Source organism: Rhizobacter sp. P5_A1, from assembly GCF_056400745.1.
Map to the genome: position 1 here is coordinate 15,930 of NZ_JBFUKR010000039.1, position 26,471 is coordinate 42,400.

Below are 26,471 nucleotides of genomic sequence, written 5' to 3' on the forward strand. Positions count from 1 at the left end.
TTGCTCGTGGTGTCTAGTGGAGGATCTGGCTGAGGAACTCACGGGCTCTCGGGCTCTTCGGATTGTCGAAGAACTGGGCTGGTGGAGCCTGTTCGACGACCTCGCCGTGGTCCATGAAGATGACCCGGTCGGCCACCTTGCGCGCAAAGGCCATTTCGTGGGTCACGCAAATCATGGTCACCCCGCCCTCGCGAGCCAGTTCGGTCATCACGTCTAGCACTTCCTTGACCATCTCCGGGTCCAGCGCCGAAGTGGGCTCGTCGAAGAGCATGATCTTGGGGTTCATGCACAGAGAACGGGCGATGGCCACGCGCTGCTGCTGCCCGCCCGACAACTGGCCGGGGTACTTGATGGCCTGCTCGGCGATGCGCACACGCTTCAGATGCTTCATCGCCGCGGCATCGGCTTCGGCACGCGGTTGGCCGAGAACCCAGGTCGGTCCAATCGTGAGGTTCTCCAGCACGGTCAGATGAGGGAAGAGGTTGAAGTGCTGGAACACCATGCCGATGTGACGGCGCACCTGTTCGATGCGCCGCAAGTCCTCGGTCAGTTCGATACCGTCGACCACGATGCGCCCCTGCTGGTGCGCTTCCAGGCGATTCAGGCATCGGATCATGGTCGACTTCCCCGATCCCGACGGACCGCAGACGACGATGCGTTCGCCCTTGGCAACCTCGAGGTCGATGTTTCGCAGCACTTGAAAGCTGCCGTACCACTTGGAGACGGACTTCAACGTGATGATGTGATCGGACATGTTGTTGCCTTGTTGATGCATCGCCGGCCGGCTCAGTGCTGGCGTCCGGCGCTCAGGCGCGCTTCCAACGCCTGGCTGTAGCGCGAGATGCCGTAGCAGAAGAGGAAGTAGATGACCGCGATGAAGAGGTAGGCCTCGACGGCAAAGCCTGTCCACGCCGGATCGGCCAGCGCCGCCTTGGCCGTGAGTGACAGGTCGAAGATGCCGATGATGGCCACCAGCGAGGTGTCCTTGAACAGGGCAATGAACGTGCTCACCAGCGGCGGAATGACGACCTTGAGCGCCTGCGGAAGGATGATGCCGCGCATCTGTTGCCAGTAGCTCAGGCCAATGGACTCGGCGCCTTCGTACTGGCCTTTCGGAATCGCCTGCAATCCGCCACGCACGGTCTCCGCGATATAGGCAGCGGCAAACAAAATGACGGCGATCTGCGCCCGCAGGAGCTTGTCGATCGAGAAGCCTTCGGGCAGGAACAAGGGCAGCATCACCGATGCCATGAACAGCAGGCTGATGAGCGGGACACCCCGGATCAGTTCGATGTAGACGACCGACATCGCGCGGATCACGGGCATGCGGGAACGCCGGCCCAAGGCGAGCAGCACCCCCAACGGAAATGCGCCGACGATGCCGAACACCGAGAGCATCAAGGTGATAGGCAGGCCTCCCCATTGCATGTCCTCCACGGGGCTCAGCCCCGCAATGCCGCCCCACATGAGGACCGCCGCAGTCGGCAGCCCGCCAGCCCATGCGACGCCGAGCCCTGGTCGCCACAGTCGACGCACGCAGCTGCAAACGATGAGACCCACCAGGAGTACCGAGGCGGCGGCCGGGCGCCATTGCTCCTCGAACGGATAGGTTCCGAACAGGATGAGCCGAACCTTTTCTGCGACGAAGGCCCAACAGGCCCCGGAGTGGGCGCGGCAGGCCTCGGCCGAACTGGCCCGCCAGCTGGCGTTGAAGAAGAGCCAGTTGGCAATGGGCGGCAGCAGCCACAGCATCAGGCCCAGCAACGCCAGACTGAGTGCAGTGCTCAAAGGGTGCGCTACGAGCCAGACACCCACCCTGGACAGAGGGCCCGGTTTCGCTGTTGCGGTCCGGGCAGGCTGCTGCTGTTGATCGGCGCCGCTCGTCGGTCCCATGTCAGCGCTCCGCCAGCGCAATGCGCCGGTTGTACCAGTTCATCAGCATGGCGATCGACAAGCTGAACGTCAGGTAGACGCCCATGATGATGAGCACCCCTTCGATGGCTTGACCTGTCTGGTTCAGCGTCGTGTTCACCACCGACACCAGGTCGCGGTAGCCGACGGCAACGGCCAGCGAGCTGTTCTTCACCAGGTTGAGGTATTGGCTCGTCAGCGGCGGAATGATCACACGCAGTGCCTGCGGAAGAACGATCAACTGCAGCGTTCGCCCGCGGCTGAGCCCCAGGGAACCGGCCGCCTCCCACTGCCCTTTCCTGATGGCCTCGATACCGGCACGCACGATCTCTGCAATGAATGCCGCCGTGTAGACCACGAGCCCGGCCAGCAGAGCGAACAACTCTGGCGACAGAGACCAGCCGCCTTCGATGCCGAACCCTTCCATGCGCGGCACTTCAATCGACACGTCACGGCCACTGAGCCACCATGCGGCCACTGGGACCAGGATGAGCAGCGCCATGGCCGCCGGAAGCACCGGGCGAATCCGACCCTGCTGGAGGCGCTGTCGCCGTGCCCAGAACGCATACGCGCCAACGAGCAGCATCGCGATGGCCACCCCGATTCCAGCCCATTCCAGCGATACCCCCGACAACGAGGGCAGGTTGAGCCCGCGGTTCGACAACATCGTGCCCGGCAAGGGGTGAAGCGCCTGGCGCGGCCCTGGGAGAGTCTCCGAGACCAGCGCGTACCACAGCAGCAACTGCAGCAGCAAAGGGATGTTGCGCACGGCCTCCACATAAGCCGACGAGATGCGGCGGAGGATCCAGCTTGGAGACAGCCGACCGATCCCGATCACGACGCCCAAGGCGGTGGCGAGCACGACCCCGATCGCTGCAACCCGCAAGGTGTTGAGCAGCCCGACGACGATGGCGCGCCCATAGGTGTCGGCCGGCGAATAGGCGACCGCCGCTTCCGCGATCTCGAAGCCAGCCGGTTGGGAAAGAAACCCGAAGCCGGTCGCGATGTTCCGGCTCGCCAGGTTGTGCAGCGTGTTGGCCACCAGGAACCAGACGAGACAAGCAACCAGCCCCGCGGCGGCAAGCTGGTAGACCACAGCCCGAACGCTTGGATTGCTCCAGGACAGGCGACGCTCGACGCTCAGTCCGCTGCTGCTCATGTTTGCATCGTCATCGTGTGGGCGGGGTCGCCCTCAGCGGATCGGCCAGGCGTACATCAGACCGCCGTTCGTGTGCAGCGCGTTCAGCCCACGGTCCATCTTCAGATCGCTTCCCGCCCCGAGGCTGCGATCGAAGACCTCGCCGTAGTTGCCGACCTGCTTGACGATGTTGTAAACCCACTTCTCGTCGACGCCCAGGGCTTTGCCCATGCCGGGAATAACGCCCAGGATGCGCTGCACCACGGGCGCCGTGCTCTTGAGGGACTCGTCGACGTTCTTCGAGGTGAGACCGTACTCCTCAGCCTCGATCATGGCGAACAGGCTCCAGCGCACAACGTTGAACCACGCCTCGTCGCCCTGGCGAACCATGGGACCTAGCGGCTCCTTCGACAGAGCCTCCGGCAGGATGACGAACTTCTCCGGGCCACCAAGCGCCAGGCGGGCCAGCGCGAGTTGTGACTTGTCCATCGTGATCACGTCACAGCGCCCGGCCGCGAATGCGCGCTGGATCTCGTCGGGCTTGTCCAGAACCACGGGCTTGAAGCTCTGCTTGAGGCCGCGGAACCAGTCAGAAACGTTCAACTCGGTCGTGGTGCCGGGAAGCACGCAGACAGTCGCTCCATTGAGCTTCTTCGCGCTGGCAACACCCAACTCCTTCTTGACCATCAGGCCCTGCGTGTCGTAGTAGTTGACACCCACACCGATGAGACCCAGCGTCGTGTCGCGCGACAAGGTCTGCGTCGTGTTGCGCGTCAGGACATCCACCTCGCCAGATTGCAGCGCGGTAAAGCGCGCCTGTGTGGTCAGCGGCACGACCTTGAACTTGGAGGCATCACCGAACAGGGTCGCAGCGATCGCACGGCAAGTGTCGACGTCCACGCCTTGCCAGACACCCTTGCTGTCGGTGAACGCGAATCCCGGCAGATTCGTCGAGACCCCGCATTGAACGAAGCCCCGCCTCTTGACCGCGTCGAACGTGGTACCGGCCGATGCCGACCCTCCCACGAGGAGCGAAAGCGCTGCGACTGCAAGGGATTTCGTGAGCTTCATCAGGACCTCCAAGTGTGAGATAGTGTCTAGGACACAGTGTGTCCTGTAGAACACCTCGTGTCAAGCAGGAAGCATGCCTAGCACAAACCCTTAGAAGATCCTTGTTCACGCCAGGCAACGCAACGGCTCGGTGCGAGGTGGGCGGAGAGCAACGACGATTGCGCCCCAACTCGGGGCCGTGCAGCGTGCAACCAGCCGAACAGCTCCCTTGGCCCTTGAATCATCCGAAGGAATTCCTCATGAACAACTCAGCGAAGCTTCCAGACCAGACGACACACGACGAAGAACTCTCGGAATGGCTGGCAGCGCTGGACTCTCTGTTGCGTGCCTCGAGCCCGCAGAGGGTGGCCCAGGTCCTGGACGCTCTCGCGCACTCGGCCCGCGACCCGTCCATCGGCTGGCGGCCCGTGCGTGGCACACCCTATGTGAACACGATCCCGACATCGCAGCAGCCCGCCTATCCGGGTGACCTCGCTCTGGAAGAGCGTTTGGCCTCTCTCATGCGCTGGAATGCCCTGGCCATGGTGGTTCGAGCCAACAAGGCCTATGGCGATCTCGGCGGACATATCGCCAGCTATGCCAGCGCCGCCGATTTGTTCGAAGTGGGTTTCAATCACTTCTTCCGCGCCCAGCGCGAGGCTGGTGGCGACGACCTCATCTTCTTCCAGCCGCACTCGGCGCCGGGCGTCTATGCGCGCGCTTTCCTCGAAGGTCACCTGAGCGCCGAGGATCTGGCTCACTACCGGCAGGAAATCGGCGCCAAGGGCACAGGCGCGCAGGGGCTGAGCAGCTACCCTCACCCATGGCTGATGCCCGAGTTCTGGCAGTTCCCAACCGGCTCCATGGGCATAGGCCCGATCAGCTCCATCTACCAGGCGCGCTTCATGCGCTACTTGCAGCACCGGCGATTGCTGGACACCGCGAGTCGACGCGTATGGGGGGTGTTCGGCGACGGCGAGATGGACGAGCCCGAGAGCATGAGCGCGCTGACGCTTGCGGCGCGCGAAAAGCTCGACAATCTCATCTGGGTTGTGAACTGCAACCTCCAGCGCCTGGACGGCCCGGTGCGCGGCAATGGCCGCATCATCGACGAGCTGGAGGCTCTCTTTGAAGGCGCGGGCTGGCGCGTGATCAAGCTCGTATGGGGCTCCGACTGGGACGGCCTGTTCGCACGCGATGTGCACGGCGCGCTCGCCCACGCCTTCGCCAACACCGTGGACGGCCAGTTCCAGACCTTTGCTGCCAAAGACGGCCGCTACAACCGCGACCACTTCTTCGGCCAGAACCCACAGCTCGCCGCGCTGGCGCAGGGGCTGACCGACCAGCAGATCGATCTGCTCAAGCGCGGCGGCCACGACTTCGTCAAGATCCACGCCGCCTACCACGCCGCCACGCGGACCGTTGACCGGCCCACGGTGATCCTGGCGCAGACCAAGAAGGGCTACGGCATGGGCGAAGCCGGCCAGGGCCGCATGACCACGCACCAGCAGAAGAAGCTCGAACGCGACGACCTGATCGCCTTCCGCAACCGCTTCCAGCTGCCCCTCAGCGACGAGCAGGCTGCCGAACTGGCCTTCTACAAGCCCGCCGACGACAGCGCCGAGATGCGCTACCTGCACACGCGCCGGCAGGCGTTGGGCGGCTACCTGCCGCGCCGCTGTGCGCAGGCGCCCACCGTGCCTGTGCCAGCCTGGACAAGGTATGCAGAGTTCGCGGTCAATGCCGAAGGCAAGGAGATGAGCACGACGATGGCTTTCGTGCGCATGCTCACCACACTGCTGAAGGATTCGGCGCTCGGCCCCCGGGTGGTGCCCATCGTCGCCGACGAGGCCCGCACCTTCGGCATGGCCAATCTGTTCAAGCAGATCGGCATCTACGCGTGCTCGGGGCAAGCCTATGAGCCGGAAGACATTGGCTCACTGATGAGCTACCGCGAGGCCACCGACGGCCAGATTCTCGAAGAGGGCATCAGCGAGGCGGGCGCCATCAGCAGCTGGACGGCAGCCGCCACCAGCTACTCGGTACACGGCCTGGCCATGCTGCCCTTCTACATCTACTACTCGATGTTCGGCTTCCAGCGCGTGGGCGACCTGATCTGGGCGGCCGCAGACCAGCGCGCGCGCGGCTTCCTGCTGGGCGCCACCGCAGGCCGTACCACGCTCGGTGGCGAAGGCCTCCAGCACCAGGACGGCACGAGCCTCTTGCAAGCGGCTACCGTGCCCAATTGCCGCGCCTACGACCCTTGCTTTGCCGGTGAACTGGCCGTCATCCTCGACCACGGCATGCGGCAGATGCTCGAGCAACAACAGGATGTCTTCTACTACATCGCGCTCATGAACGAGAACTACGCGCAGCCTACTCTGCCGGCAGACGTGCACGGCGATGTGATCAGGGGGCTGTACCGACACTCGACCCAGTCGACCAAAGCCAGTCGCGGCCGTGTCAGGCTCGTGGGGTCGGGCACGATCCTGCGCGAGGCGATCGCCGCGTCTCAGATGCTGGCCGAAGACTGGCAAGTCGAGGTGGAGGTGTGGAGCGCCACCAGCTTCAGTGAACTGGCCCGCGATGCACGCGAGGTCGAGCGATACAACCGCCTGCACCCGAACACACAGGCCCGCCAGAGCCATGTGGAGACTTGCCTTGCCGGCCAGGACCCGATCGTGGCGGTGAGCGACTATGTCCGGGCCTGGCCCCAGTTGGTGGCGAGTTACGTCAGCGCGCCGTTCACGGCCCTTGGAACCGACGGATTCGGCAGAAGCGACACGCGTGCAGCCTTGCGCGGGTTCTTCGAGGTGGATCGCACCCACATCGTCCTCGCCGCGCTGACCCAGTTGCGCGACCAAGGCAACGTCGACGGCGACACGTGCCTCGCGGCCATCCGGAACTACGGCATCAATACCGAACGAAACGCCAGCTGGACCTGCTGACCGAGCACCACAGCATGACGCAATCCAGGGCGCTATGCGCGTTGAGCATGGATGTCGTCAGACTCCGATGGCCAGCGCCAGGATCGCCGGCGGAGTGAGGTCTGGTTTTGGGAATCGTTCAGGCGTGCGGAATCAGCCGAGGTAGTGATGCAGGCAGTACGAGGCCACGCCGCGGAGCCGACGCAGCCTGTCCTTGAGCCGCCGGTGGACTCTCAGCAGACAGCCGTTTGCCCAAGATATTGGTCCAGATCAAGAGTTCGTCCGTCCGTGCAGGCACGTGCGAAGGGCTTCAACTTCGCTTGGCCGCGTGAGAGAGTTGCTGCAACTCGTCGAAGCCCAGCCAGGCTTGCGTGGCAAGCGCCAACCCGGGTTCGGCGGGGAGCGGGTGCGCAGACCACAACGTCCGGCGCATAGTCGAGAGTGAGCTTCGAACCGTCTGTGGCGCGCCCGACGCAGTGCACCAGGTACTGGCGCCTCAGGTGTCGGTGAAGCGCACGGTTGGCCAGCGCGTCCGTGCCCACCAGGATCACTCGGTACTCAGGGGTCGAGGACATGGCAACCTTGTTTGCATTGCGATCACAAGATTATCAGGACAAACCTGCGAAGTGTTGAAGCACTGGCGATAGGGCCTGCAAAGAACGAAGAGAGGGCCCACAGCAGAGGCGAACGATGTGACAGGCCCAATGGCGCAGTGGATGCGCGCAGGAGCACGCCGCCACTTTGAGCCGGCGTCCCACGTCGGGCGTGGCGCCGAGCGCGATGACTGGCGCGTCGGTCGAGCCGGCGCGAACATGTCAACGCGTTGGCACCGGTACTGCCGAAGGCACTGCGCTGCCGCCCGCTCTCTGGACCGACCGTTTGGTGCGCAGCAATGACTCGCAAAGATCATGCGGTCGGCCGACCTAGGACAAAAGGCGAGCGGCAGCATTCTGTGAGATTGCCGCTATCCCGCCCGAAGCCTCCGGTCAGTTGGTGAGCCGCATCGCGCCACTCAGACTGCGTAAGCGGCGGTGAACACCTTGACCGCGCGGTCCACCATCTGCTTTATCTGCTGACGCGTGGGCGACGCCATCACGCGTAGCAGGATGCGATCCAATGTCTCGGCTGACAGCAGGCCAATCAGGTGCATGGCCGCAACCGACGCGTCCGTCTGCTTCAGGCGGCCAGCATCCATTTGTGATTGAAGAAAAACCGCGATCGCCTCTTCGCCGCGTTTCGGTCCCAGTTCAAAGAACGCCCGTCCGATGTCGGACTGGCCGGATTGCGAGATCACCATGCGATACGTGCCCGCGGCCTGTTGTGTGCAGATGAACGACAGGAACTTCTCGCCGAAGCGGCGCAGCACTCTCGACATGTCGTCGCTGCCGACCACCAGTTCATCGTATGCCGGGCCCAACTGTTTAGCACCGAGGTGGTTGGCGACTTCGAGGAAAAGCTGCTGCTTCGACGAGAAGTAGCCGTACAGCGTCACCTTCGACCCGCCCATGCGCGCGGCGATTTCATCCATCGACGTGCGCTCATAGCCCAGTTCCTGGAACACCTGCGCCGCCACCTCCAGGATCGCCTCGCGTCTTGTCTCGGTTTTTACTCTCATGTCAACACCCATCTTATGAACTCATGAGTTCATTATCGCTTGACATGCACCGCTGGTAAACCCTTATACTGTACTCACCCGTATGTTTAACGGGCAGCCGCCGGGCGGCGCGCTGCAGGCCCTCACGCCTCGTTTAAGGAGTTTCCCCATGCCTTCAATCCATTCTCTGACCAGTAACACCACGATGCTGGCCCTGGTGTCGGCCCTGCTCACGGCGTGCGGAGACCCGCCGCAGGGCCCGCCGCCCGCCGCCTCGGGCCCGCCGCAGGTCGGCGTGGTCGTCGTGCAGCCGCAGCGCCTGGCGCTCAACACCGAACTGCCGGGCCGCACCGTGCCCTACCAGATCGCCGAAGTGCGCCCGCAGGTGACCGGCTTGATCCAGGCGCGCAGCTTCCAGGAAGGCAGCCTGGTGAAGGCCGGCCAGCCGCTGTACCAGATCGACGCGGCCAGCTACCAGGCCAGCTTCGAGAGCGCGCGCGCCACGCTGGCCAAGAGCGAAGCCAATCTGCGCTCGACGCGGCTGAAGTCGGAGCGCTACAGCGAACTGGTGGCGATCAAGGCCGTCAGCCAGCAGGATCAGGACGATGCGTCGGCCGCGCTGCAGCAGGGTGAAGCCGACGTGGCCGGGGCCAAAGCGGCGCTCGAGAGCGCCCGCATCAACCTGGCTTACACCCACGTCGTGTCCCCCATCTCGGGGCGCATCGGCAAGTCGTCGGTGACCCCGGGCGCGCTGGTCACGGCGAACCAGGCGACGCTGCTCTCGACCGTGCAGCAGCTCGATCCGATCTATGTGGACGTGACCCAGTCGAGCAGCGCGGTGCTGCGGCTCAAGCACGCGCTGGCGCAGGGTGATCTGAAGAGCGGAGGCGCCAACGCGGCCGTTGTCAAACTGCTGCTGGAAGACGGCAGCACCTACCCGCTCGCCGGCAAGCTGGAGTTCTCGGACGTGACGGTCGACCAGAGCACCGGTGCGATCACCTTGCGTGCGGTGTTCCCCAACCCGAACGCCGACCTGCTGCCCGGCATGTACGTGCGCGCCTTGGTCGAAGAGGGCGTCAGCGACCAAGCCTTGCTGGTGCCGCAGCCGGCGGTCAGCCGCGACGCCGCCGGCAAGCCGATCGCCTTCGTGGTCGGCGCCGACGGCAAGCTCGAATCGCGGGCTCTCACCACCGAGCGCGCCATCGGTGACCAGTGGCTGGTGACCTCCGGCCTGAAGGCCGGCGATCGCCTGGTCGTCGAGGGGCAGCAGAAGGCGCGCCCCGGCCAACCCGTCAACGCCGTGCCGGTGGCGGCGCCGGCGAGCGCGCCCCCCGCGCGCGTGGCTGCGAACTGACCCACCGAGGAGATCACCACCATGGCTCGCTTTTTTATCGACCGCCCGATCTTCGCCTGGGTCCTCGCCATCATCGTGATGCTGGCGGGGGTGATGGCCGTCAAGACCCTGCCGATCGCGCAATACCCGACGATCGCGCCACCGGCCATCGCGATCTCGGCCAACTACCCCGGCGCATCGGCCAAGACGCTGGAAGACACGGTGACCCAGGTCATCGAGCAGAAGATGAAAGGCCTGGACCGGCTGGCGTACATCGCTTCGACGAGTGAATCGTCAGGCAGCGTGACCATCACGCTGACCTTCGAGAACGGCACCGACCCCGACACCGCGCAAGTGCAGGTGCAGAACAAGCTGGCGCTGGCCACGCCGCTGCTGCCGCAAGAGGTGCAGCAGCAAGGCGTGCAGGTCACGAAGTCGGCCAGCAACTTCCTGAACGTGCTGGCCTTCGTGTCGCAAGACGGCAAGCTGGGCGCCGCCGACATCGCGGACTACGTCGCCGCCAATGTCCAGGAGGCGATCAGCCGCGTCGAAGGCGTGGGCGACACGACGCTGTTCGGTTCGCAGTACGCAATGCGCATCTGGCTCGACCCGAGCAAGCTCAACAGCTTCAAGCTGACCCCGCTCGACGTGAAGAACGCCGTCCAGGCGCAGAACGCGCAGGTCTCGGCGGGCCAGCTCGGCGGCCTGCCGTCGGTGCAGAGCCAACAGCTCAACGCCACCATCACCGCGCAGACACGACTGAAGACGGCCGCCGAGTTCGAGGCCATCCTGTTGCGAACGCAGGCCGACGGCTCGGCCGTGCGCCTGCGCGACGTGGCCCGCATCGAGCTGGGCAGCGAGAGCTATGCCACCGTCAGCCGTTTCAACGGCAAGCCGGCCGCGGGCCTGGCGATCAAGCTCGCGACCGGCGCCAATGCGCTTGACACCGTGCGAGGCATCGATGCCAAGGTCGACGAACTGCGCAAGTTCTTCCCGCCCGGCGTGGAGGTGATCAAGCCCTACGACACCACGCCCTTCGTCCGCATCTCGATCGAGGAGGTGGTGAAGACGCTGATCGAAGCCATCGTGCTGGTGTTCGCGGTGATGTACCTGTTCCTGCAGAACTTCCGCGCCACACTGATCCCGACGATCGCGGTGCCGGTGGTGCTGCTCGGCACCTTCGGCGTGCTCGCGGCATTCGGCTACTCGATCAATACCTTGACGATGCTGGCGATGGTGCTCGCGATCGGCCTGCTGGTCGACGACGCGATCGTCGTGGTCGAGAACGTCGAGCGCGTGATGAGCGAAGAGGGACTGTCGCCGCTGGAAGCCACGCGCAAGTCGATGGGGCAGATCACCGGTGCGCTGGTGGGCGTGGCGCTGGTGCTGGCGGCCGTGTTCGTGCCGATGGCCTTCTTCGGCGGCTCGACCGGCGTGATCTACCGCCAGTTCACGGTCACCATCGTCTCGGCGATGACGCTGTCAGTGCTGGTCGCTTTTGTTCTCACGCCCGCGCTGTGCGCGACGCTGCTCAAACCGGTGGCGAAAGGCCACGCGCTCGCCACCACCGGCTTCTTCGGCGCGTTCAACCGCCTGTTCGACCGCAGCAACCGCGGCTACCAGGGCGTGGTGCGGCACATGCTTGGCCGCGGCTGGCGCTACATGGCCGGCTACGCGGTGCTCGTGCTTGCGGTCGGTTTCGTGTTCATGAAGATCCCCGCCGGCTTCCTGCCCGACGAAGACCAGGGCTCGCTGTTCACGCTGGTGCAGCTGCCACCCGGCGCCACGCAGGATCGCACGCTAAAAGTGATCGAGCAGGTCGAGCACCACTTCCTGGTCGATCAGAAGGACGCGGTCGATTCCATCTTCACGGTGGCCGGCTTCAGCTTCGCGGGCAGCGGTCAGAACGCGGGCTTCGCGTTCGTCAAGCTCAAGCCGTGGAGCGAACGCACGCGGCCCGATCTGGCGGCGGCTGCTGTGTCCAACAAGGCCATGGCTTACTTCGCGCAGCTGCGCGATGCGACGGTGTTCGCCTTTGCCCCGCCGGCCGTCTCGGAGCTCGGCAACGCGAGCGGCTTCGACCTGATGCTGCAAGATCGCGCCAACCTCGGCCACGCGGCGCTGATGCAGGCCCGCAACCAGCTGCTGGGTGCGCTGATGAAGGAGAAGGGCCTGGTGGCCGTGCGGCCCAATGGCTTGGAAGACACACCCGAGTTCCGCCTCGACATCGACGAACACAAGGTCGGCGCACTGGGCCTGTCGATGGCCGACGTCAACAACACCTTCTCGGCCGCCTGGGGCAGCAGCTACGTCAACGACTTCATCGACAAGGGGCGTGTGAAGAAGGTCTTCCTGCAGGCCGATGCGCCATTCCGCATGCTGCCGAGCGACATCGACAACTGGTTCGTGCGCAACGCCGGCGGTGCGATGGTGCCGTTCAGCGCCTTCGCGCAGGCCGCATGGACCTCGGGCTCGCCGCGGCTGGAGCGCTACAACGGCGTGCCCTCGGTCGAGATTCTCGGCATGGCCATGCCCGGCGCGATGTCCAGCGGACAGGCGCTCGACCTGGTGGAGCGTCACGCGGCCGAGCTGCCGCCCGGCATCGGCTTTGAATGGACCGGCATCTCGCGCCAGGAGCGCGAGGCCGGCGGCCAGGCAACGTTGCTGTACGCGGTATCGCTGCTGGTCGTGTTCCTGTGCCTCGCGGCACTGTACGAAAGCTGGTCCATCCCGTTCTCGGTGATCCTCGTCGTGCCGCTGGGCGTGGTGGGCACGCTGCTCGGTGCGCTGCTGACGTGGAAGATGAACGACGTGTACTTCCAGGTCGGGTTGCTGACGACCGTGGGCCTGGCGTCGAAGAACGCCATCCTGATCGTCGAGTTCGCGAAGGATCTGGTCGCGCAAGGCATGGGCCTGGTCGAGGCGGCCCTGACCGCAGCGCGCATGCGCTTGCGCCCGATCCTGATGACCTCGCTCGCCTTCATCCTCGGCGTACTGCCGCTGATGCTGGGCAAGGGCGCCGGCGCCGGCGCACAGAACGCACTGGGCACGGCCGTGGTCGGCGGCATGGTCTCGGGCACGCTGTTGGCGATCTTCTTCGTACCGCTGTTCTTCGTGACCGTGCGGCGCCTGTTCGACAGTCGGCCCAAGGCGGCCGCAGCGGCGCCGCAGCCGCACGCCGACACCTCCTCTTTGCTGGAAGGCCACTGACATGACTCGCTTGACCTGGATCACCCTGGCCTGCGCGGCCACTGCTGTCGCGCTCGGCGGCTGCAGCCTGATGCCCGCCTACGAGCGCCCCCCGTTGCCGGTGCCAACCGCCTACCCGGTGGCGGCGTCGGCACCGGCCGCAGACGCGCCCGAGACGGCCGACATCGGCTGGCGCGAGTTCTTCGCCGACGACCGGCTGCGCCAAATCGTGGCGCTGGCGCTGGCCAACAACCGCGACCTGCGCGTGGCCGCGCTGAACATCGAGAAGGCGCGTGCGCAGTACCGCGTGCAGAACGCAGACCTGTACCCCGGCGTCAGCGCCACCGGCAGCCAGAGCGCCACGCGCACCGCCGACGGCCTGCGCGTGCCGGGCAACCCGGAGATCGGCCGCCAGTACAGCGCGAGCGTGGGCGTCAGCGCCTACGAGCTCGACCTGTTCGGACGCGTGCGCAGCCTGAGCGCACAGGCGCTGGAGCAGTTTCTTGCGACCGAGGAGGCGCGGCGCAGCACGCACATCAGCCTCGTGGCCGAGATCGCGAATGCCTACCTGACGCTGGGCGCGGACCAGGAGCGGCTGGCCCTGGCACAGAACACGCTGACGAGCCAGAGCGAGTCGTACCGGCTGAGCCAGCGCAGCCTCGAGGTCGGCATCATGTCGGCACTGGCGCTGCGCCAGGCGCAAACCAGCGTCGACACCGCGCGCGTCGACGTGGCACGCTACACCTCGCAGGTGGCGCAGGACCGCAATGCGCTGGTGCTGCTGGTGGGCTCGGCGTTGCCGGCCGAGCTGCTGCCCGCCAACCTTGCCGATTCGCTCAACGCCCTGCCCGACCTGCCGAGCGGCCTGCCGTCGACGTTGCTGCAGCGCCGGCCCGACATCCTGCAGGCCGAGCACCAGCTGAAGGCTGCCAACGCCAACATCGGTGCCGCACGCGCGGCCTTGTACCCGCGCATCAGCCTGACTGCGTCGGCAGGGTCATCGAGCGCCGATCTCTCGGACCTGTTCAAGAGCGGCTCGGGGACATGGTCCTTCCTGCCGCAGATCTCGCTGCCGATCTTCGATGGCGGCGCCAACCGCGCCAACCTCGACATCGCGAAGATCAGCCGCGACATCAACGTGGCGCAGTACGACAAGGCGATCCAGACCGCGTTCCGCGAGGTGTCGGACGCACTGGCTCAGCGCAGCACGGTGGGGGACCAGCTCGAGGCGCAGCAGTCGCTCGTCAACGCGACGGCCGAGAGCGACCAACTGTCGCGGGCACGCTTCTCGCGCGGCGTCGACAGTTACCTCACGGTGCTGGACTCGCAGCGCTCGCTCTACAGCGCGCAACAGAACCTGATCGGCACGCGCTTGTCGCGGATGTCGAACCGAGTCACGCTGTACAAGGTGCTGGGCGGCGGGTGGTCCGACGAGCACACCAGAAGCGCGGCATCCGGACGGGGCGGCTGATGGACACCAGTCGCGCGCGTCCCCAGGATCACGAACAGCGGCAGTGTGAGAAGCACGACACCCTGGCCCTGAACCGCCCCGGTTACGAGGACGCTGTTTGGTTTGGAGCGGACGCGCGATGGTGTTGCCATTCAATGTCGAGGCCGCCGCAACACTTGATGAGACATCACGCCTGCCCGCACACACCGGCAGTTGCAATACTCGCCATTCTTCTGTTCCCGTCGCCTAGCAGATGTCGCAGCCGACGCCGCCTCCGCTCCTGAGGCTGAATATCCTAGCCGGCGTTGCCGTGCTGGGTCTGCTGTATCTGGGGCGCAGTCTGCTTGCGCCCATCGCGTTGGCAGCGATGATGGGTTTCGTGATGGCACCCATCGTGCGGGCGATCCGCCGTCTGGGTCTGGGTCAGGCCACGTCCGCCATGACAGCGCTCGTGCTGGTCGGACTGGCAGTGACCGCTATCGCGGCCGTGATCTTCGCGCAACTGGGTGCGATGTCGCGCGACCTGCCTCGCTACGAGGTCAATGTACGCCAGAAAATCTCCACCCTGCGCGAGCTCACCGTGGACCGGATGCAGGAAATGCAGGGCCGTGCCGGCCGGCTGCTCGGCGACTTGGCACAGGGCTCCGTCCCGGACGCCCTGCCCAATCCGGGCCGCGGTAGGACCGCCGAGACGCCGCTCAATGTTGCAGCAATCAGGGCCGGCCGCGCGCCCGACGACAGTGCCACCGTGCTGGGTCGGCTTCTCGCCATGGTGTGGGGGCCGCTGGGCGTGGTGAGCGTCGTGGCGCTGGTGCTTGTGTTCGCGCTGCTGGAGCAGGATTCACTACGCGACCGCCTCATCCGATTGACCGGAGGCCGCGATGTGCGTGCGGCAACCAGTGCGTTCAACGATGCGGGGCAGCGGCTCTCGCGCTACTTCATCTCGCAGTTCTCGGTGAACTGCGGCGTCGGCCTCGTGATATGGGCGCTGCTGTCCGCTTTGGGTGTGCCACACGCCACCGTCTGGGCAGCGCTGGCTGCGCTCCTGCGATTCGTTCCTTACGTCGGGTTTCCGGCAGCGGCGGTGTGCGCGTGCGCGATGGCCGCCGCGATGATCCCGGGGTGGAGCTTGGTGCTGTCCACGCTGGTGGTCTTTCTCGGCGTGGAACTGGTGGCGGCCTACGCGGTCGAGCCACTGCTCTACGGACATTCCACGGGCCTGTCACCGTTCTCGGTTGTGGTCGCGGCCGTCTTCTGGGGCGGGCTGTGGGGCCCAGTGGGGTTGCTGCTGTCCACGCCATTGACCCTGTGCCTGGTGGTCGCCGGACGGCACGTGCCGGCGCTGACATTCTTGGAAATCCTCTTCGGCGACGCGCCAGCGCTCGACCTTTCGCAACGCTTCTACCAGCGCTCCCTTAGCGGCGACGCGGTGGAGGTCGTGGCCGATGCGCGCGCCTTCCTGAAGCGCAGATCTCTGTCGGCCTACTGTGACAAGGTCGTCATGCCGGCCTTCGAGCTGGCCCGTGAGGACTTCGAACGGAATCTGATCAGCGCCGAACAGCGGGCAGCAGCCCAGCACGTCATCTCGCAGGTCTTCGCGGAACTGACTCAAGCCCCGAGGCCTGCGCGCCCACGAGTGGCGGCCTCGGACGGCGGAGACCTCGGGTTGTGGTTGCGACAGGAGCGCCAGAAGGCGGAGGGGCGCTGGCAGGGTCCGCTGGACGTGCCGCCTGGCTCGATGCTGATGTGCGTAAGCATGGCCGGCAGCGAGCCCCAGTTCACCGCGGAACTGCTGGCGCGAGTGCTGCGTAGCGAGCGCCTTGATGCCCGACATGTGACCGTCCATGAGTTGGCCCACCCGCCGGTCGATGCAAGATTTGAAGCCGTGGGCACGGTGTTCGTCGTCGGCACCACGGCCGACAAGGTCGTAGCCGAGGACGGCCTGATGCTCAACAAGTGCCTGGCCCGTCTGCAGCAGGCCAGCTTGGTGCTGATGCTGCCGATGCGGGCCGGCCGGCAGGCGCCCGTGGATCAGATCGCCGCCGACCGGGTTCACCATACTTCCTACTCGTTCGAGGAAGCGGTTGCCTTGGTACGGCAAGGACAGCGTGATCAACGCCGTCGTGCGGATACGCCGCTCGCACCAGCAGCCGGCGGCCCGACAGAAAGCAACTGAGGCGGCATTGGCAACGAAATGCGTGGGTGCTTCTCGATTTCGTCGGGCGGCCTGACCACACGGCGGACCGAACGCGCGAACTGCCCTGAAACTGCCCGGATCGGAATCCTCGCGAGGCTGCGGACCGTCAGCACGATGAAAGGCGCCCGGCATGCTGGCGCACAGCGCACAGGGACTGCGTCACGGCGCGACATCCCAGCTGCACTTAGCCTTAGCGCCTGCCCTCCAAGCGAACCGAGGTCCAAGTCCAGTGCGTGTGCAAAGTACCAATGCGAACTACGGTGTCGCCGTCGCTGACGAGCTGGCGGATTTCTCGATTTCATCGGAAAGCAAGGAGCACGCACGGCGACATGGCGTGACGCTGCTATGGCAATCCATCTCGGGTGCCACGGGTCCCAGCGAAACAATGGGCCTGGACGATGCGCGAGAGCATTCGGCCCAAACGGCATAAGAGTGGACGTCGACGAACCACTCCCAGATTGGCCACATGTCGTTGCTCCAGTGTCTGACTCACTCCGGCCGCTGGCCGACGAACGCATCTCGCAGCAGGCGCAGGATCGCACCCTGTTGCCCAGCACCGATCTCGCGCGGGTTCCGGTACGGATTGGCCACGACGAGGCCGGCTGCTCGCTCCAGGTCGGCCTCCTGCATGCCGATGTCCTTCAGCGCCACGGGCGCGCCGTTGTCGCGGGCCAGGTCATACAGCGCTGCGGCGGCGCTGAGCGAGCCGGTCACGCCGAGGGCGCGGCGGATGCGCAGCATGGCTTCGGGCGCCGCCCCGGCATTGAAGGCAATGGCATGCGGCAGCACGACCGTGTGCACCTCGGCATGCGGGAGATTGAAGCTGCCGCCGAGCGTGTGGCACAGCTTGTGGTGCAGCGCCATGCCCACGTTACCCAGCACCATGCCGCACAGCCAGGCGCCGTACAGCGCATCAGAGCGCGCGGCAACGTCGTCGGCCGCGAGCCGGATCGCCGGCAGCGCCCCTGCCAGGGCGCGGATGCCCTCCTCCGCCATCAGCGCCATCACGGGATTGCTGTCGCGAGCATAGAGACCTTCGGCCGCATGGGCGATCGCATTCATGCCGCTGGTCACGCTCAATCCCACCGGCAGGGTCAGCGTCAGCTCGGGGTCGTAGATCACGGTGCGCGGCAATACGCGAGGGTCCCTGCCCGTCTTCTTGAGACCGCCTTCGGTGATGCCGTAGATCGGCGTCATCTCGCTGCCCGCATAGGTGGTCGGGATCGCCAGGATCGGCAGGCCGGAGTCGAGCGCGATGGCCTTGCCCAACCCAATCGTCGAGCCACCACCGATGGCCACCGCGCAGTCTGCGCCCAGCCGCTGTGCCTCGTCGCGGGCCTCGCGCGCCGTCTCCAGCGGTACGTGCATGACCGCACGTGCGAAGACGCCCGCGGCGCGGTCGCCAAGGCGCGCCGCCACCTGTTCGGCCTGGCTGCACTGCTCGGGCGTGCACAGCACGAGCGCGCGGCGCGAACCGAGGTGCTCGATCTCGCGTTCGAGGTGTGCCAGCGCGCCGCGCCCGAACACCACGCGCGACGCCTGTGCGTTGTAGATGAATTCGTCCATGGAACTCCAGTTGGGCACCACTCAGTCGACGCCACTCAGTCGGCAACCGTCTCGTAATCGACCTGATGTCTCGCGATGCGCACGCCTGCGAGTTCGTCTCGTACCCGCAGGTGTTTGGGGTGCACTGCATAGGCCCTGAGCGCATCCCAAGACTCGAACTCGCTGAACAAGACGACGTCACACGCATAGTCGACCGTGCTGGCGTCCACGCCGACCTCCAGGTGAATCAGGCCCGGTATTCCGCCGCGCAGGTCCTGAAAGCCTCGGCGCACGCGCTCGATGTTTTGTCGCTTCTCTTCGGGCGTCGCGCCGCCCACATTCCACATCACGATGTGCCGGATCACTGCATGCTCCCTTTTCAGCCCCTGGCTCACTTGCAGGGGTTCAGAACGAAGTCGTATTCGACGAGGTGGCTGCCATCGGGCTGCGGTTTCCATTCCGCGATGAGCGTCTGGCGTACACCGAACACGGCATCCGAATCGAGGTATGGATCGTCGCTGCGGAACACGTGCGTGATGAGCGTCTCATAGCCCGGTGCCTTGATGAGGAAGTGCAGGTGAGCCGGCCGCCAAGGGTGGCGCCCGGTCGCCTTCAGCAGGTCTCCGACCGGGCCGTCGTGCGGAATCGCGTAGGGCACGGCAAGGATGGAACGGAAAACGAAACGGCCTGCATCGTCGGCGTTCAGGATGCCGCGCGCCTGTGCGTGGTCGATTCCCGCATGCTGCACGTCGTACAGCCCGTCCTCGTCGGATTGCCAGACGTCGAGGTGCGCACCGGGAACCGGCTCGCCGCCGATGCCCCGGATCGTGCCCCGCACCACGCACGGCTGCCCGCGCGCGCCGTTGGCGATGTCGTCGCCCAGTTCGAAGTGCGGCGCACCCTCGACGTGGAAGGGGCCGAAGACGGTGGCCTCGGTGCAGCCCGCCGGCTTGTCGTTGTTCTGCGCCACGGTCAGCATCGACAGGCCCAGCACGTCGGACAACAGGATGAACTCCTGCCGTTTGTCGTCGGTGATGTGGCCGCAGCGGGTGAAGAACTCGATCCCCTTGAACCACTCGTCCTCGGTCAGGTGCGCCTCGCGCGCGAACTCGTGCAGGTGCTTGACCAGGATGGTCATGATCTGCTTGAGCCGCGGGTCCGCCGTTTTCGCGTGCCGCGCAAGAACGGCTTCGGTGATGGTGTGCTGGTTCAGATTGCGCAAGATCGGCCCCTTGGCTTCAACGACGACTCGGCGCGAGCCTCAACGGCCCATCACCCGTGCCAGCACCGGGGCAGCGGCCGCATCGCTGGCGCCGCGCCACGCCACGATCTGGTCGGGACGGATAAGGACGAGCGGCGCTTGGTAAAGCTCGCGCAGCGGCGCCCGCGCCAGGTGAACGATGCGCAGATCCATGCCCGCAACATGGGCCGCGGCCTCGAAGGCCGCACCCGAGGGCGCTCCGGGTCCGAGACGCAGCAGGGTCCAATCCGTGTGAAAGAGGTCGAACAGCGAACGACCGTCCTCGAGCCAGGCGTGTGGCGGGCGACCGCCAGGGCTGGCGGTAGGCACGTAGTTGTTCGGCTCGTCGGGCGGCAGCGCGGCATCGTCGCGCACGATCACCGGTGATGCGTCGTAGCGGCCGCCGAAGGTGACGCCCGGAATGTTGAACTCCAGCCGCGCATGTTGGTTGAGGACCTCGGAGGCGATGCGCCGCGCCTCGTTGCCGCGCTCCGATACCTCGTCGAGTTCGGGCTTCGCGACGAACAGCCCGACCGAGTCGGCAAAGTGGCGGGCGTAAGCCGTATTGCGCTCGGCCAATGGCTTGCGTTCGGCCTCGTAGCTGTTCAGCAGTGCCGGCGGCGCCTGGCCGTGGATCACGCTGGCGAGCTTCCAGCCCAGGTTCACTGCATCCTCGACTGCCGTGTTGTAGCCCAGCCCGCCCGTCGGCGTGAACAGATGGGCAGCGTCGCCAGCGATGAAAACGCGGCCTCGCTGCAGTCGCTTTGCGACGAGAGCATGCCCTGCGAGCCAGGTGCCCATGGACAGGATCTCGATGGGCACCTCGGCACCGACAGCCTCCGCGAAAACGCGGCGGGCGTCGGCCTCGGTCCACGAATCGGCATCCTCCCCAGGACGCAGCGCGGCGTGGAACGCGTACTCGGCCACACCGTCCACAGACGCCATGAACGCGCGACGCTGCTGGTTGACGGCCACGTACATCCAGGCCTTGGGATGCTTGAGCACCGACAAGAACGCTGGCGACCGCAGGTAGACGGCGAACATCTTGCCACCCATGAATTCCCGCTGGATGCCCGAGACACCGCCCCACTCGATGCCCAGCTCGCGTCTGACCAAGCTGCGTGCGCCGTCGGCCCCGACCAGGAATTTGGCCTTCACCTGCTGGCCGGTACCGCCTTCCGTCGGGCGCACCGCCGCACTCACCGAATCGCCGTCATCGCTGAAGGCGTCCAGCGTCCAGCCATAGCGCACATCGTTCGACGGGCAGGCCTGCGCATGGCGGCGCAGCACCTGCTCGACGAACTTCTGCGACACGCGGTGCGGCAATTCGGCCGCGCTCCAGGCGCCCGACAATTCCTTGATCTTGGCCACGGCCTCGGCGGCCGTAGGCAACCGAATGCGGGCCAGCTCGTGGCCCGCATAGCGCGTGAAGTACGCAATGTCGGTCGCATGGTCCGGTGGCAGACCCAGCGTGCGGATCTCCTGCGCAAAGCCCAGCCGCCGGAAGTGCTCCATCGTGCGCGCCTGGGTCGCATTGGCCTGCGGATTGAAGGCCGTGCCGGGCTTGGCGTCGACCAGCAGGCAGCGGATGTTCCGGCGCCCCAACTCGATGGCGAGCATCAGCCCGCAAGGACCGCCGCCCGCGATCAGGACGTCGGTCTCGATAGGCGACCCGCCGACTTCAGCGTTCATGGGATGGACCTCCGGGCTGGGCATGAGATATATTTAGGTTACCAAAGTAAATGGCCCGTGAACAGTCGGGTTTGCGATGACAGAACCCTCCGACGGTCATACCTACGCCTGGCGCAGCCGCAATCCAGGGCGGGTGCTGAGCAACGCGCTGCGCCGCTTCGAGGAGCGCGTGCTGGAACTCATGCGCGAGGCCGGACACACCGGAACACAGCGCTCGCACGTCCATCTGACGCGTCATCTGGACATCGAAGGCACCCGCATCACCGAACTTGCGCGCAGGGCTGCCATGACCAACGCGGCCATGACGGAGCTGATCGATCTCTGCAGCGCGCGGGGTTTGGTGGAACGAGTTGCCGATCCGGCCGATGGCCGGGTCCGCATCGTGCGGTTCACGCCAGCGGGTCTGGCGTGGCTGGACGCCTTTGGCCGTGCGGTTGCAGATGCAGAGCGCGAGATGGCCGCAGTGATCGGGCCACAGGTTCTCGCCAAGCTGATCCCGGCCCTCGCCCGCTACGGGGGAGATGCCGACCCCGGAAGCCCTATGGACGGGCGCAACGGCTCCACGTGAGCCGCAAGTGGGGAAGTCGCGGCACGCGGGATCCATAGCGGCTGATCGGCTCGATTCAGCGCAGGGCCGGCATCTGCCAGACGTACCAGCCCAGCAGGGCTGCACCGCCCAAGCCCACCGCCAGCAGCGCCGCGCAGCAGAGGCGATCGCCCCAATCGACCAGCCGGCGGCGCGCCGCGCCCTCGGTGGTCGCTTCGGGGTGAGGGAGCTGGTCATGCATCGTCTTCTTGCCTCCGCTGCTACAGGTCCAGCACCAGCCGCGGCGACTTGGCGCGCGAGCAGCAGGGCGTGAACTGGTCGCCACGCGCCCGTTCGTCGTCGGTCAGGTAAACGTCGCGGTGGTCGGGTGTGCCGTCGAGCACGCCGGTCAGGCAGGTGCCGCAGACACCCTGCTCGCAGGACACCGGCACCTCGATGCCGACGGCGGCGAGCGCCGCGACGACGCTCTGCTGCGGGGCGACCCGGATCAGCGCCCCGGAGGAGGCGATCTGCACCTCGAACGCGCCGTCGTCCGCAACACTGGTGGGGCCAGCGGCGAAGTACTCGCGGTGCAGCGCCTCCGTCGGCCAGCCGGCGGCACGTGCCGCGACAAGCACCGCTTCGATGAAGCCGCCCGGGCCGCAGACGTAGAGATGGTCGCCGGCTCGCGGCACAGCGAAGACGGCCGGAAGATCGAGCTTCTGCGCGGCTGCGCCGTCGTCATGGTGGATCCGGGTCTTGGCGCCGAAGGCCGATTGGCGGATGCGCTGCAGGAAGGCCGTGCGCGTGGCCGAGCGCGTGCAGTAGTGCAACTCGAACGCGGCGCCCTCGCTCGCGAGCTGCTCGGCCATGCACAGGATCGGCGTGATCCCGATGCCGCCGGCCAGCAGCAGGTGGCGGCGCGCGTCGGGCGCCAGCGCGAAGTGGTTGCGGGGCTCGGAGATGTCCAGGTCGTCGCCCTCGCGCAGCGCATGCATCCTGCTCGAGCCGCCGCGCGATGCCGGCTCGCGCAGCACCGCGATGAGGTAGCGATCGGTCTCGCGCGGGTGGTTGCACAGCGAGTACTGCCGCACCACCGCGCCATCGAGATGCACGTCGATGTGCGCGCCGGCGGTGAACGGCGGCAGCACCCCGCCGTCGACGGCGACCAGCTCGAAGCTGCAGATGTCGGGCGCTTCGAGCGTCTTGCGCGCGATGCGCACGCGTCGGGGGTAGCTCATCGCAGGTTTCATCAGGGCCTCGCGCGCAGCGCGCCGAAGAAGGCGGCGGAGTTCTCGGCCGACGACGTACGCTGGCGCTTGAGCAGCAGGTGCGCCAAGGCCGGCAGGAGCACCATGGCGCCGAGCATGTTCCACAGGAACATGAACGCGAGCAGCAGGCCCATGTCGGCCTGGAACTTGATGGGGCTGGCGACCCAGGTGACCACGCCGATGGCCAGCGTCACGCCGGTCAGCAGCACCACCTTGCCGGTGAACAGCAGCGCGCGGTAATAGCTCTCCGACAGACTCTTGCCCTCGCGCAGCTGCGTCAGCGTGATCGACAGGATGTACAGCGCGTAGTCCACGCCGATGCCCACGCCCAGCGCGATCACCGGCAGCGTCGCCACCTTGACTCCCATGCCGAGCGCGACCATCAGCGCCTCGGCCAGCACCGAGGTCAGCATCAGCGGCAGCACCGCCACCAGCACCGCGCGCCAGGAACGGAATGTGATGAAGCTCAGCAGCACCACCGCGCCGTAGACCAGCAACAGCATGGTGCGCCAGGCATTTTTGACGACGATGTTCGTCGCCGCCTCGATGCCGGCGCTGCCGGCGGCCAGCAGGAACTTGGTGTCCGGCGTGTCGTTGACCTTCGCGAAGGCTTCGACGTGGTCCACCACGCGAGCCAGCGTCTGCGCCTTGTGGTCGCGCAGGTAGACGTAGACCGTCAGCAGCGAGCAGGCGTCGTTGTACAGGCCGCGCGGCGCGCCGGCCGTCACGGTGTTGAGCATGTCCTGGTTGGGCAGGAACTCGTACCACTTCGGATTGCCTTCGTTCAAGCCGGCGAGCACCCGGCGGTTCAGCAGCGCCAGCGAGTTGGTCGTCTCGACACCGTCGAGCTGCCGCAGCTGCCACTCGAGCGCGTCGATCTTGTTCAGCGTTGTGTACTTCGAGCACTGGCCGTCGGGGGTCTTGACCATCACCGCCAGCACGTCGCTCGATGCGCCATAGGCGGCGTTGACGAAGGCCACGTCGCGGTTGTAGCGGCTGTCCGCGCGCAATTCGGGCGCACCGGGGTCGAGGTCACCAATGGCCAGGTGCTGCGAGACGACGAGCCCGCCAGCCGCCAGCGCCACGCTGATCGCCACCGCGCCCAGCGCCCAGCGGCGCTGCGTGAAGCGGTCGAGCCAGCGCCACAGCGGCTGCTTCTGCTCCGCGCCTTCAGCGCGCAGGCTGCGCTGCGCGGCTGCGGCGCTGACGCCGGCGTAGCTGAGCAGGATCGGCAGCAGGATCAGGTTGGTGAAGATCAGCACGCCGACACCGATCGACGCCGCGATCGCCAGCTCGCGGATCGCCTGGATGTCGATCACCAGCAGCACCGCGAAGCCGACCGCGTCGGCCAGCAGCGCGGTCAGGCCGGCGAGGAACAGGCGTCGGAACGTGAAGCGCGCGGCCACGAGCTTGGGCAGCCCACGGCCGATGTCCTGCATGATGCCGTTCATCTTCTGCGCGCCGTGGCTCATGCCGATGGCGAAGACGAGGAAGGGCACGAGGATCGAGTAGGGGTCGAGCGCGAAGCCGAGCGTGGGCAGCATGCCGAGCTGCCAGACCACGGCCACCAGCGAGGCGGTGACGACCAGCAGCGTCGAGCGTGCGCAGCGCGTGAACCAGAACACCGCGGCAGCAGCGATCGCGACCGCGAACGCGAAGAACACCAGTACCACGCGCACACCGTCGATCAGCTCGCCGACGATCTTGGCGAAGCCGGTGATGTGCAGCTGCACGCCCTGCCCTTCGTACTTCGCCCGAAGCTCATCGAGGCGGTGCGCGAGCGTGCCGTAGTCCAGCGGCTGGCCATCGGTACCCTTGGCCAGCAGCGGCACGAAGATCACGCTCGACTTGGCGTCGAGCGCGACGAGCTGGCCGATCTCGCCGGAGCGTGCAACGTTGGCGCGCAGCTGGTCCATCGCCCTGGCCGAGCCGTCGTAGCCGTCGGGAATGACAGGCCCGCCTTCCAGGCCCTCTTCGGTGACGCCGACCCAGCGCGTGGTCGGCGTCCACAGCGACTTCATCTGGTTGCGCGCGACGCCGGGGACGAGGAAGACCTCGTCGCTCATGCGGCGCAGCGTGTCGAGGTACTTCGCGTCGTAGATCGTCCCGCTCGGGTTGGCCACCGCGATGCGCACCGCGTTGCCGAGGCCGCTCAACTCGTTCTGGTGCTGCAGGAAGTTGCGGATGTACGGATGCTCGGCGGGAATCGTCTTCTCGAAGCTGGCGTTGAACTGCAGCTTGGTGGCTTGCCAGCCGAGCAGCACGGTGACGAGCGCGCACAGCACGACGACGATCAGCCGATGGTTGAAGAGCGCGCGCTCGACGAGCGAGCCGGAGCGCGGGTCGAAGTCCTGGGGCTGGGTCATGGCTTGGAGGCGACGGGCATCACGCCCTGGACGGACAGGGCCAACAGCGCGCCGCCGCGTCCGGCCGCGAGACCGGTCAGCGGCGGCAGCGGCTCGCGGTTCATCGGTACGAAGGCGTTGCCGCGACGTGCGAGCACGAAGCCGGCCTGGTTGGCCAGCAACAGCGTGCCGTCGGCACCGAGCTGGCTGGCGATGACGGACACGGGCATCGGCGTGGCGAGCACCATCCAGGCACCGCCCCCATCGAGCGAGTGCCACACGTTGCCGCGCAGGCCGGCCAGAACGATCTCTCGATCGTCCGGCAACTCGAGCGTGAAGAAGCTGCCCTGGTACGGCGTGCTCAGGCGCTGGAAGGTTCGCCCGGCATCTTCCGACTTGAAGACCATGCCCTGCTCGCCCGCGATCACGATGCGGCTGCCGCGCTGGCGCACGGCATAAAGATGCAGGCCCTTCGGGTTGTCGAGCCTGGAGGACCAGGGGGCCCAGGTCATGCCGGCGTCCTCGGTGGCGAGCGCCAGGCCATACGCGCCGACGACGAGCGCGCGGCGCGGGCCGAAGACCAGCACGTCGAGCAGCGGCTTGTCGGGTCCGTCGGCGCGCAACTGCTCGGCGGCCTTCTGCGCGGCGGCGTCGTGGCGCGCCTTCGCATCCGCGAGCAGCAGCTCGGCGATGCGCCGGCCATCGAGGCGGCGCTCCCAACGACGTCCGCCGTCCTCGGTGACCAGCACCGTGCCGCCGTGCCCCACGGCGATGCCGTGGCGCTCGTCGGCGAAGCGCACCGCGGTCAGCGTGACGCTGACCGGCGCGGCGAGCTGCTGCCAGTGTGCGCCATCGTCCGAACGCATCACCAGGCCGCGCTCGCCCACCGCGATCCACGCAGCGCCGGCCTGTGCCGCCCCGAGCAGCACGGCGCGCTCGAGTGCACGTACCGCCTGCGCCGGCCGGTCCGGCGCCGCGCCGACGGGCTCCGTCGCGCACGCTGAAGCGCTCGCCGCGAGCAGCGCAACGCCCATCAGGAACCGCTTCATCCTCCGCTCCAGCA

General features: G+C 66.5%; 19 protein-coding genes. 6 read left to right on the top strand and 13 right to left on the bottom strand.

The genetic code is table 11. The annotated features are described in order from the left end of the window. Positions 1 to 13: 13 nt before the first annotated feature. The 4 genes from AC1DTW_RS25910 to AC1DTW_RS25925 are packed head-to-tail and all read right to left on the bottom strand — an operon-like array spanning position 14 to position 4,120. A complete protein-coding gene (locus tag AC1DTW_RS25910; RefSeq protein ID WP_477984502.1) occupies positions 14 to 754 on the bottom strand; it encodes an amino acid ABC transporter ATP-binding protein in 741 nt (246 codons plus the stop codon). Positions 755 to 786: 32 nt separating this feature from the next. Then, on the bottom strand, positions 787 to 1,893 hold the full coding sequence (locus AC1DTW_RS25915) for an amino acid ABC transporter permease (protein ID WP_477984504.1): 1,107 nt from the start codon (positions 1,891 to 1,893) through the stop codon (positions 787 to 789). Position 1,894: 1 nt separating this feature from the next. Continuing rightward, on the bottom strand, positions 1,895 to 3,070 hold the full coding sequence (locus tag AC1DTW_RS25920; RefSeq protein WP_477984506.1) for an amino acid ABC transporter permease: 1,176 nt from the start codon (positions 3,068 to 3,070) through the stop codon (positions 1,895 to 1,897). A 33-nt stretch (positions 3,071 to 3,103) separates the two neighbouring features. Next, a complete protein-coding gene (locus AC1DTW_RS25925; protein ID WP_477984508.1) occupies positions 3,104 to 4,120 on the bottom strand; it encodes an amino acid ABC transporter substrate-binding protein in 1,017 nt (338 codons plus the stop codon). 239 nt (positions 4,121 to 4,359) lie between these two features. Here AC1DTW_RS25925 and mdeB point away from each other — a divergent pair, with 239 nt between their 5' ends. After that, a complete protein-coding gene (gene mdeB / locus AC1DTW_RS25930) occupies positions 4,360 to 7,047 on the top strand; it encodes an alpha-ketoglutarate dehydrogenase (protein ID WP_477984510.1) in 2,688 nt (895 codons plus the stop codon). 991 nt (positions 7,048 to 8,038) lie between these two features. Here mdeB and AC1DTW_RS25935 read toward each other — a convergent pair. Continuing rightward, positions 8,039 to 8,641, bottom strand: coding sequence for a TetR/AcrR family transcriptional regulator (locus tag AC1DTW_RS25935; RefSeq protein ID WP_477984512.1), 603 nt, complete (start codon positions 8,639 to 8,641; stop codon positions 8,039 to 8,041). A 184-nt stretch (positions 8,642 to 8,825) separates the two neighbouring features. Between AC1DTW_RS25935 and AC1DTW_RS25940 the strand changes: the two genes are divergently transcribed. The 4 genes from AC1DTW_RS25940 (at position 8,826) to AC1DTW_RS25955 (ending at position 16,768) form a co-directional block, all read left to right on the top strand. Next, a complete protein-coding gene (locus AC1DTW_RS25940; protein ID WP_477984514.1) occupies positions 8,826 to 9,974 on the top strand; it encodes an efflux RND transporter periplasmic adaptor subunit in 1,149 nt (382 codons plus the stop codon). Between the two features lie 21 nt (positions 9,975 to 9,995). Then, positions 9,996 to 13,163, top strand: a complete 3,168-nt coding sequence (locus AC1DTW_RS25945; RefSeq protein WP_477984515.1) for an efflux RND transporter permease subunit — start codon at positions 9,996 to 9,998, stop codon at positions 13,161 to 13,163. A 1-nt stretch (position 13,164) separates the two neighbouring features. Continuing rightward, on the top strand, positions 13,165 to 14,613 hold the full coding sequence (gene adeC, locus AC1DTW_RS25950) for an AdeC/AdeK/OprM family multidrug efflux complex outer membrane factor (RefSeq protein ID WP_477984517.1): 1,449 nt from the start codon (positions 13,165 to 13,167) through the stop codon (positions 14,611 to 14,613). Between the two features lie 289 nt (positions 14,614 to 14,902). Beyond that, entirely contained in the window at positions 14,903 to 16,768 is a 1,866-nt protein-coding gene (locus tag AC1DTW_RS25955; protein ID WP_477984519.1) for an AI-2E family transporter, read from the top strand. 510 nt (positions 16,769 to 17,278) lie between these two features. Here AC1DTW_RS25955 and AC1DTW_RS25960 read toward each other — a convergent pair. Genes AC1DTW_RS25960 through AC1DTW_RS25975 form a run of 4 tightly spaced genes read right to left on the bottom strand, consistent with a single transcriptional unit; the run spans position 17,279 to position 21,266 of the window. After that, a complete protein-coding gene (locus AC1DTW_RS25960) occupies positions 17,279 to 18,355 on the bottom strand; it encodes a maleylacetate reductase (RefSeq protein WP_477984521.1) in 1,077 nt (358 codons plus the stop codon). A 35-nt stretch (positions 18,356 to 18,390) separates the two neighbouring features. Next, positions 18,391 to 18,699: a Dabb family protein gene (locus tag AC1DTW_RS25965; RefSeq protein WP_477984523.1), complete on the bottom strand. Its 309-nt coding sequence runs from the start codon at positions 18,697 to 18,699 to the stop codon at positions 18,391 to 18,393. 26 nt (positions 18,700 to 18,725) lie between these two features. Beyond that, entirely contained in the window at positions 18,726 to 19,556 is an 831-nt protein-coding gene (locus tag AC1DTW_RS25970) for an intradiol ring-cleavage dioxygenase (RefSeq protein ID WP_477984525.1), read from the bottom strand. Between the two features lie 39 nt (positions 19,557 to 19,595). Further along, positions 19,596 to 21,266, bottom strand: coding sequence for an FAD-dependent oxidoreductase (locus AC1DTW_RS25975; RefSeq protein ID WP_477984527.1), 1,671 nt, complete (start codon positions 21,264 to 21,266; stop codon positions 19,596 to 19,598). 76 nt (positions 21,267 to 21,342) lie between these two features. Here AC1DTW_RS25975 and AC1DTW_RS25980 point away from each other — a divergent pair, with 76 nt between their 5' ends. Continuing rightward, positions 21,343 to 21,834: a MarR family winged helix-turn-helix transcriptional regulator gene (locus AC1DTW_RS25980; protein WP_477984529.1), complete on the top strand. Its 492-nt coding sequence runs from the start codon at positions 21,343 to 21,345 to the stop codon at positions 21,832 to 21,834. A 55-nt stretch (positions 21,835 to 21,889) separates the two neighbouring features. On the opposite strand, the gene AC1DTW_RS25985 is transcribed toward AC1DTW_RS25980, so the two are convergent. The 4 genes from AC1DTW_RS25985 to AC1DTW_RS26000 all read right to left on the bottom strand — a co-directional run. Next, positions 21,890 to 22,054, bottom strand: coding sequence for a hypothetical protein (locus AC1DTW_RS25985; protein WP_477984531.1), 165 nt, complete (start codon positions 22,052 to 22,054; stop codon positions 21,890 to 21,892). A 19-nt stretch (positions 22,055 to 22,073) separates the two neighbouring features. Beyond that, positions 22,074 to 23,033, bottom strand: a complete 960-nt coding sequence (locus tag AC1DTW_RS25990; protein WP_477984533.1) for a PDR/VanB family oxidoreductase — start codon at positions 23,031 to 23,033, stop codon at positions 22,074 to 22,076. An 11-nt stretch (positions 23,034 to 23,044) separates the two neighbouring features. After that, positions 23,045 to 25,429, bottom strand: coding sequence for an efflux RND transporter permease subunit (locus AC1DTW_RS25995; RefSeq protein ID WP_477984535.1), 2,385 nt, complete (start codon positions 25,427 to 25,429; stop codon positions 23,045 to 23,047). Next, the coding region (locus AC1DTW_RS26000; RefSeq protein ID WP_477984537.1) for a WD40/YVTN/BNR-like repeat-containing protein at positions 25,426 to 26,471 on the bottom strand (1,046 nt) is incomplete at its 5' end. The genes AC1DTW_RS26000 and AC1DTW_RS25995, both read right to left, overlap by 4 nt.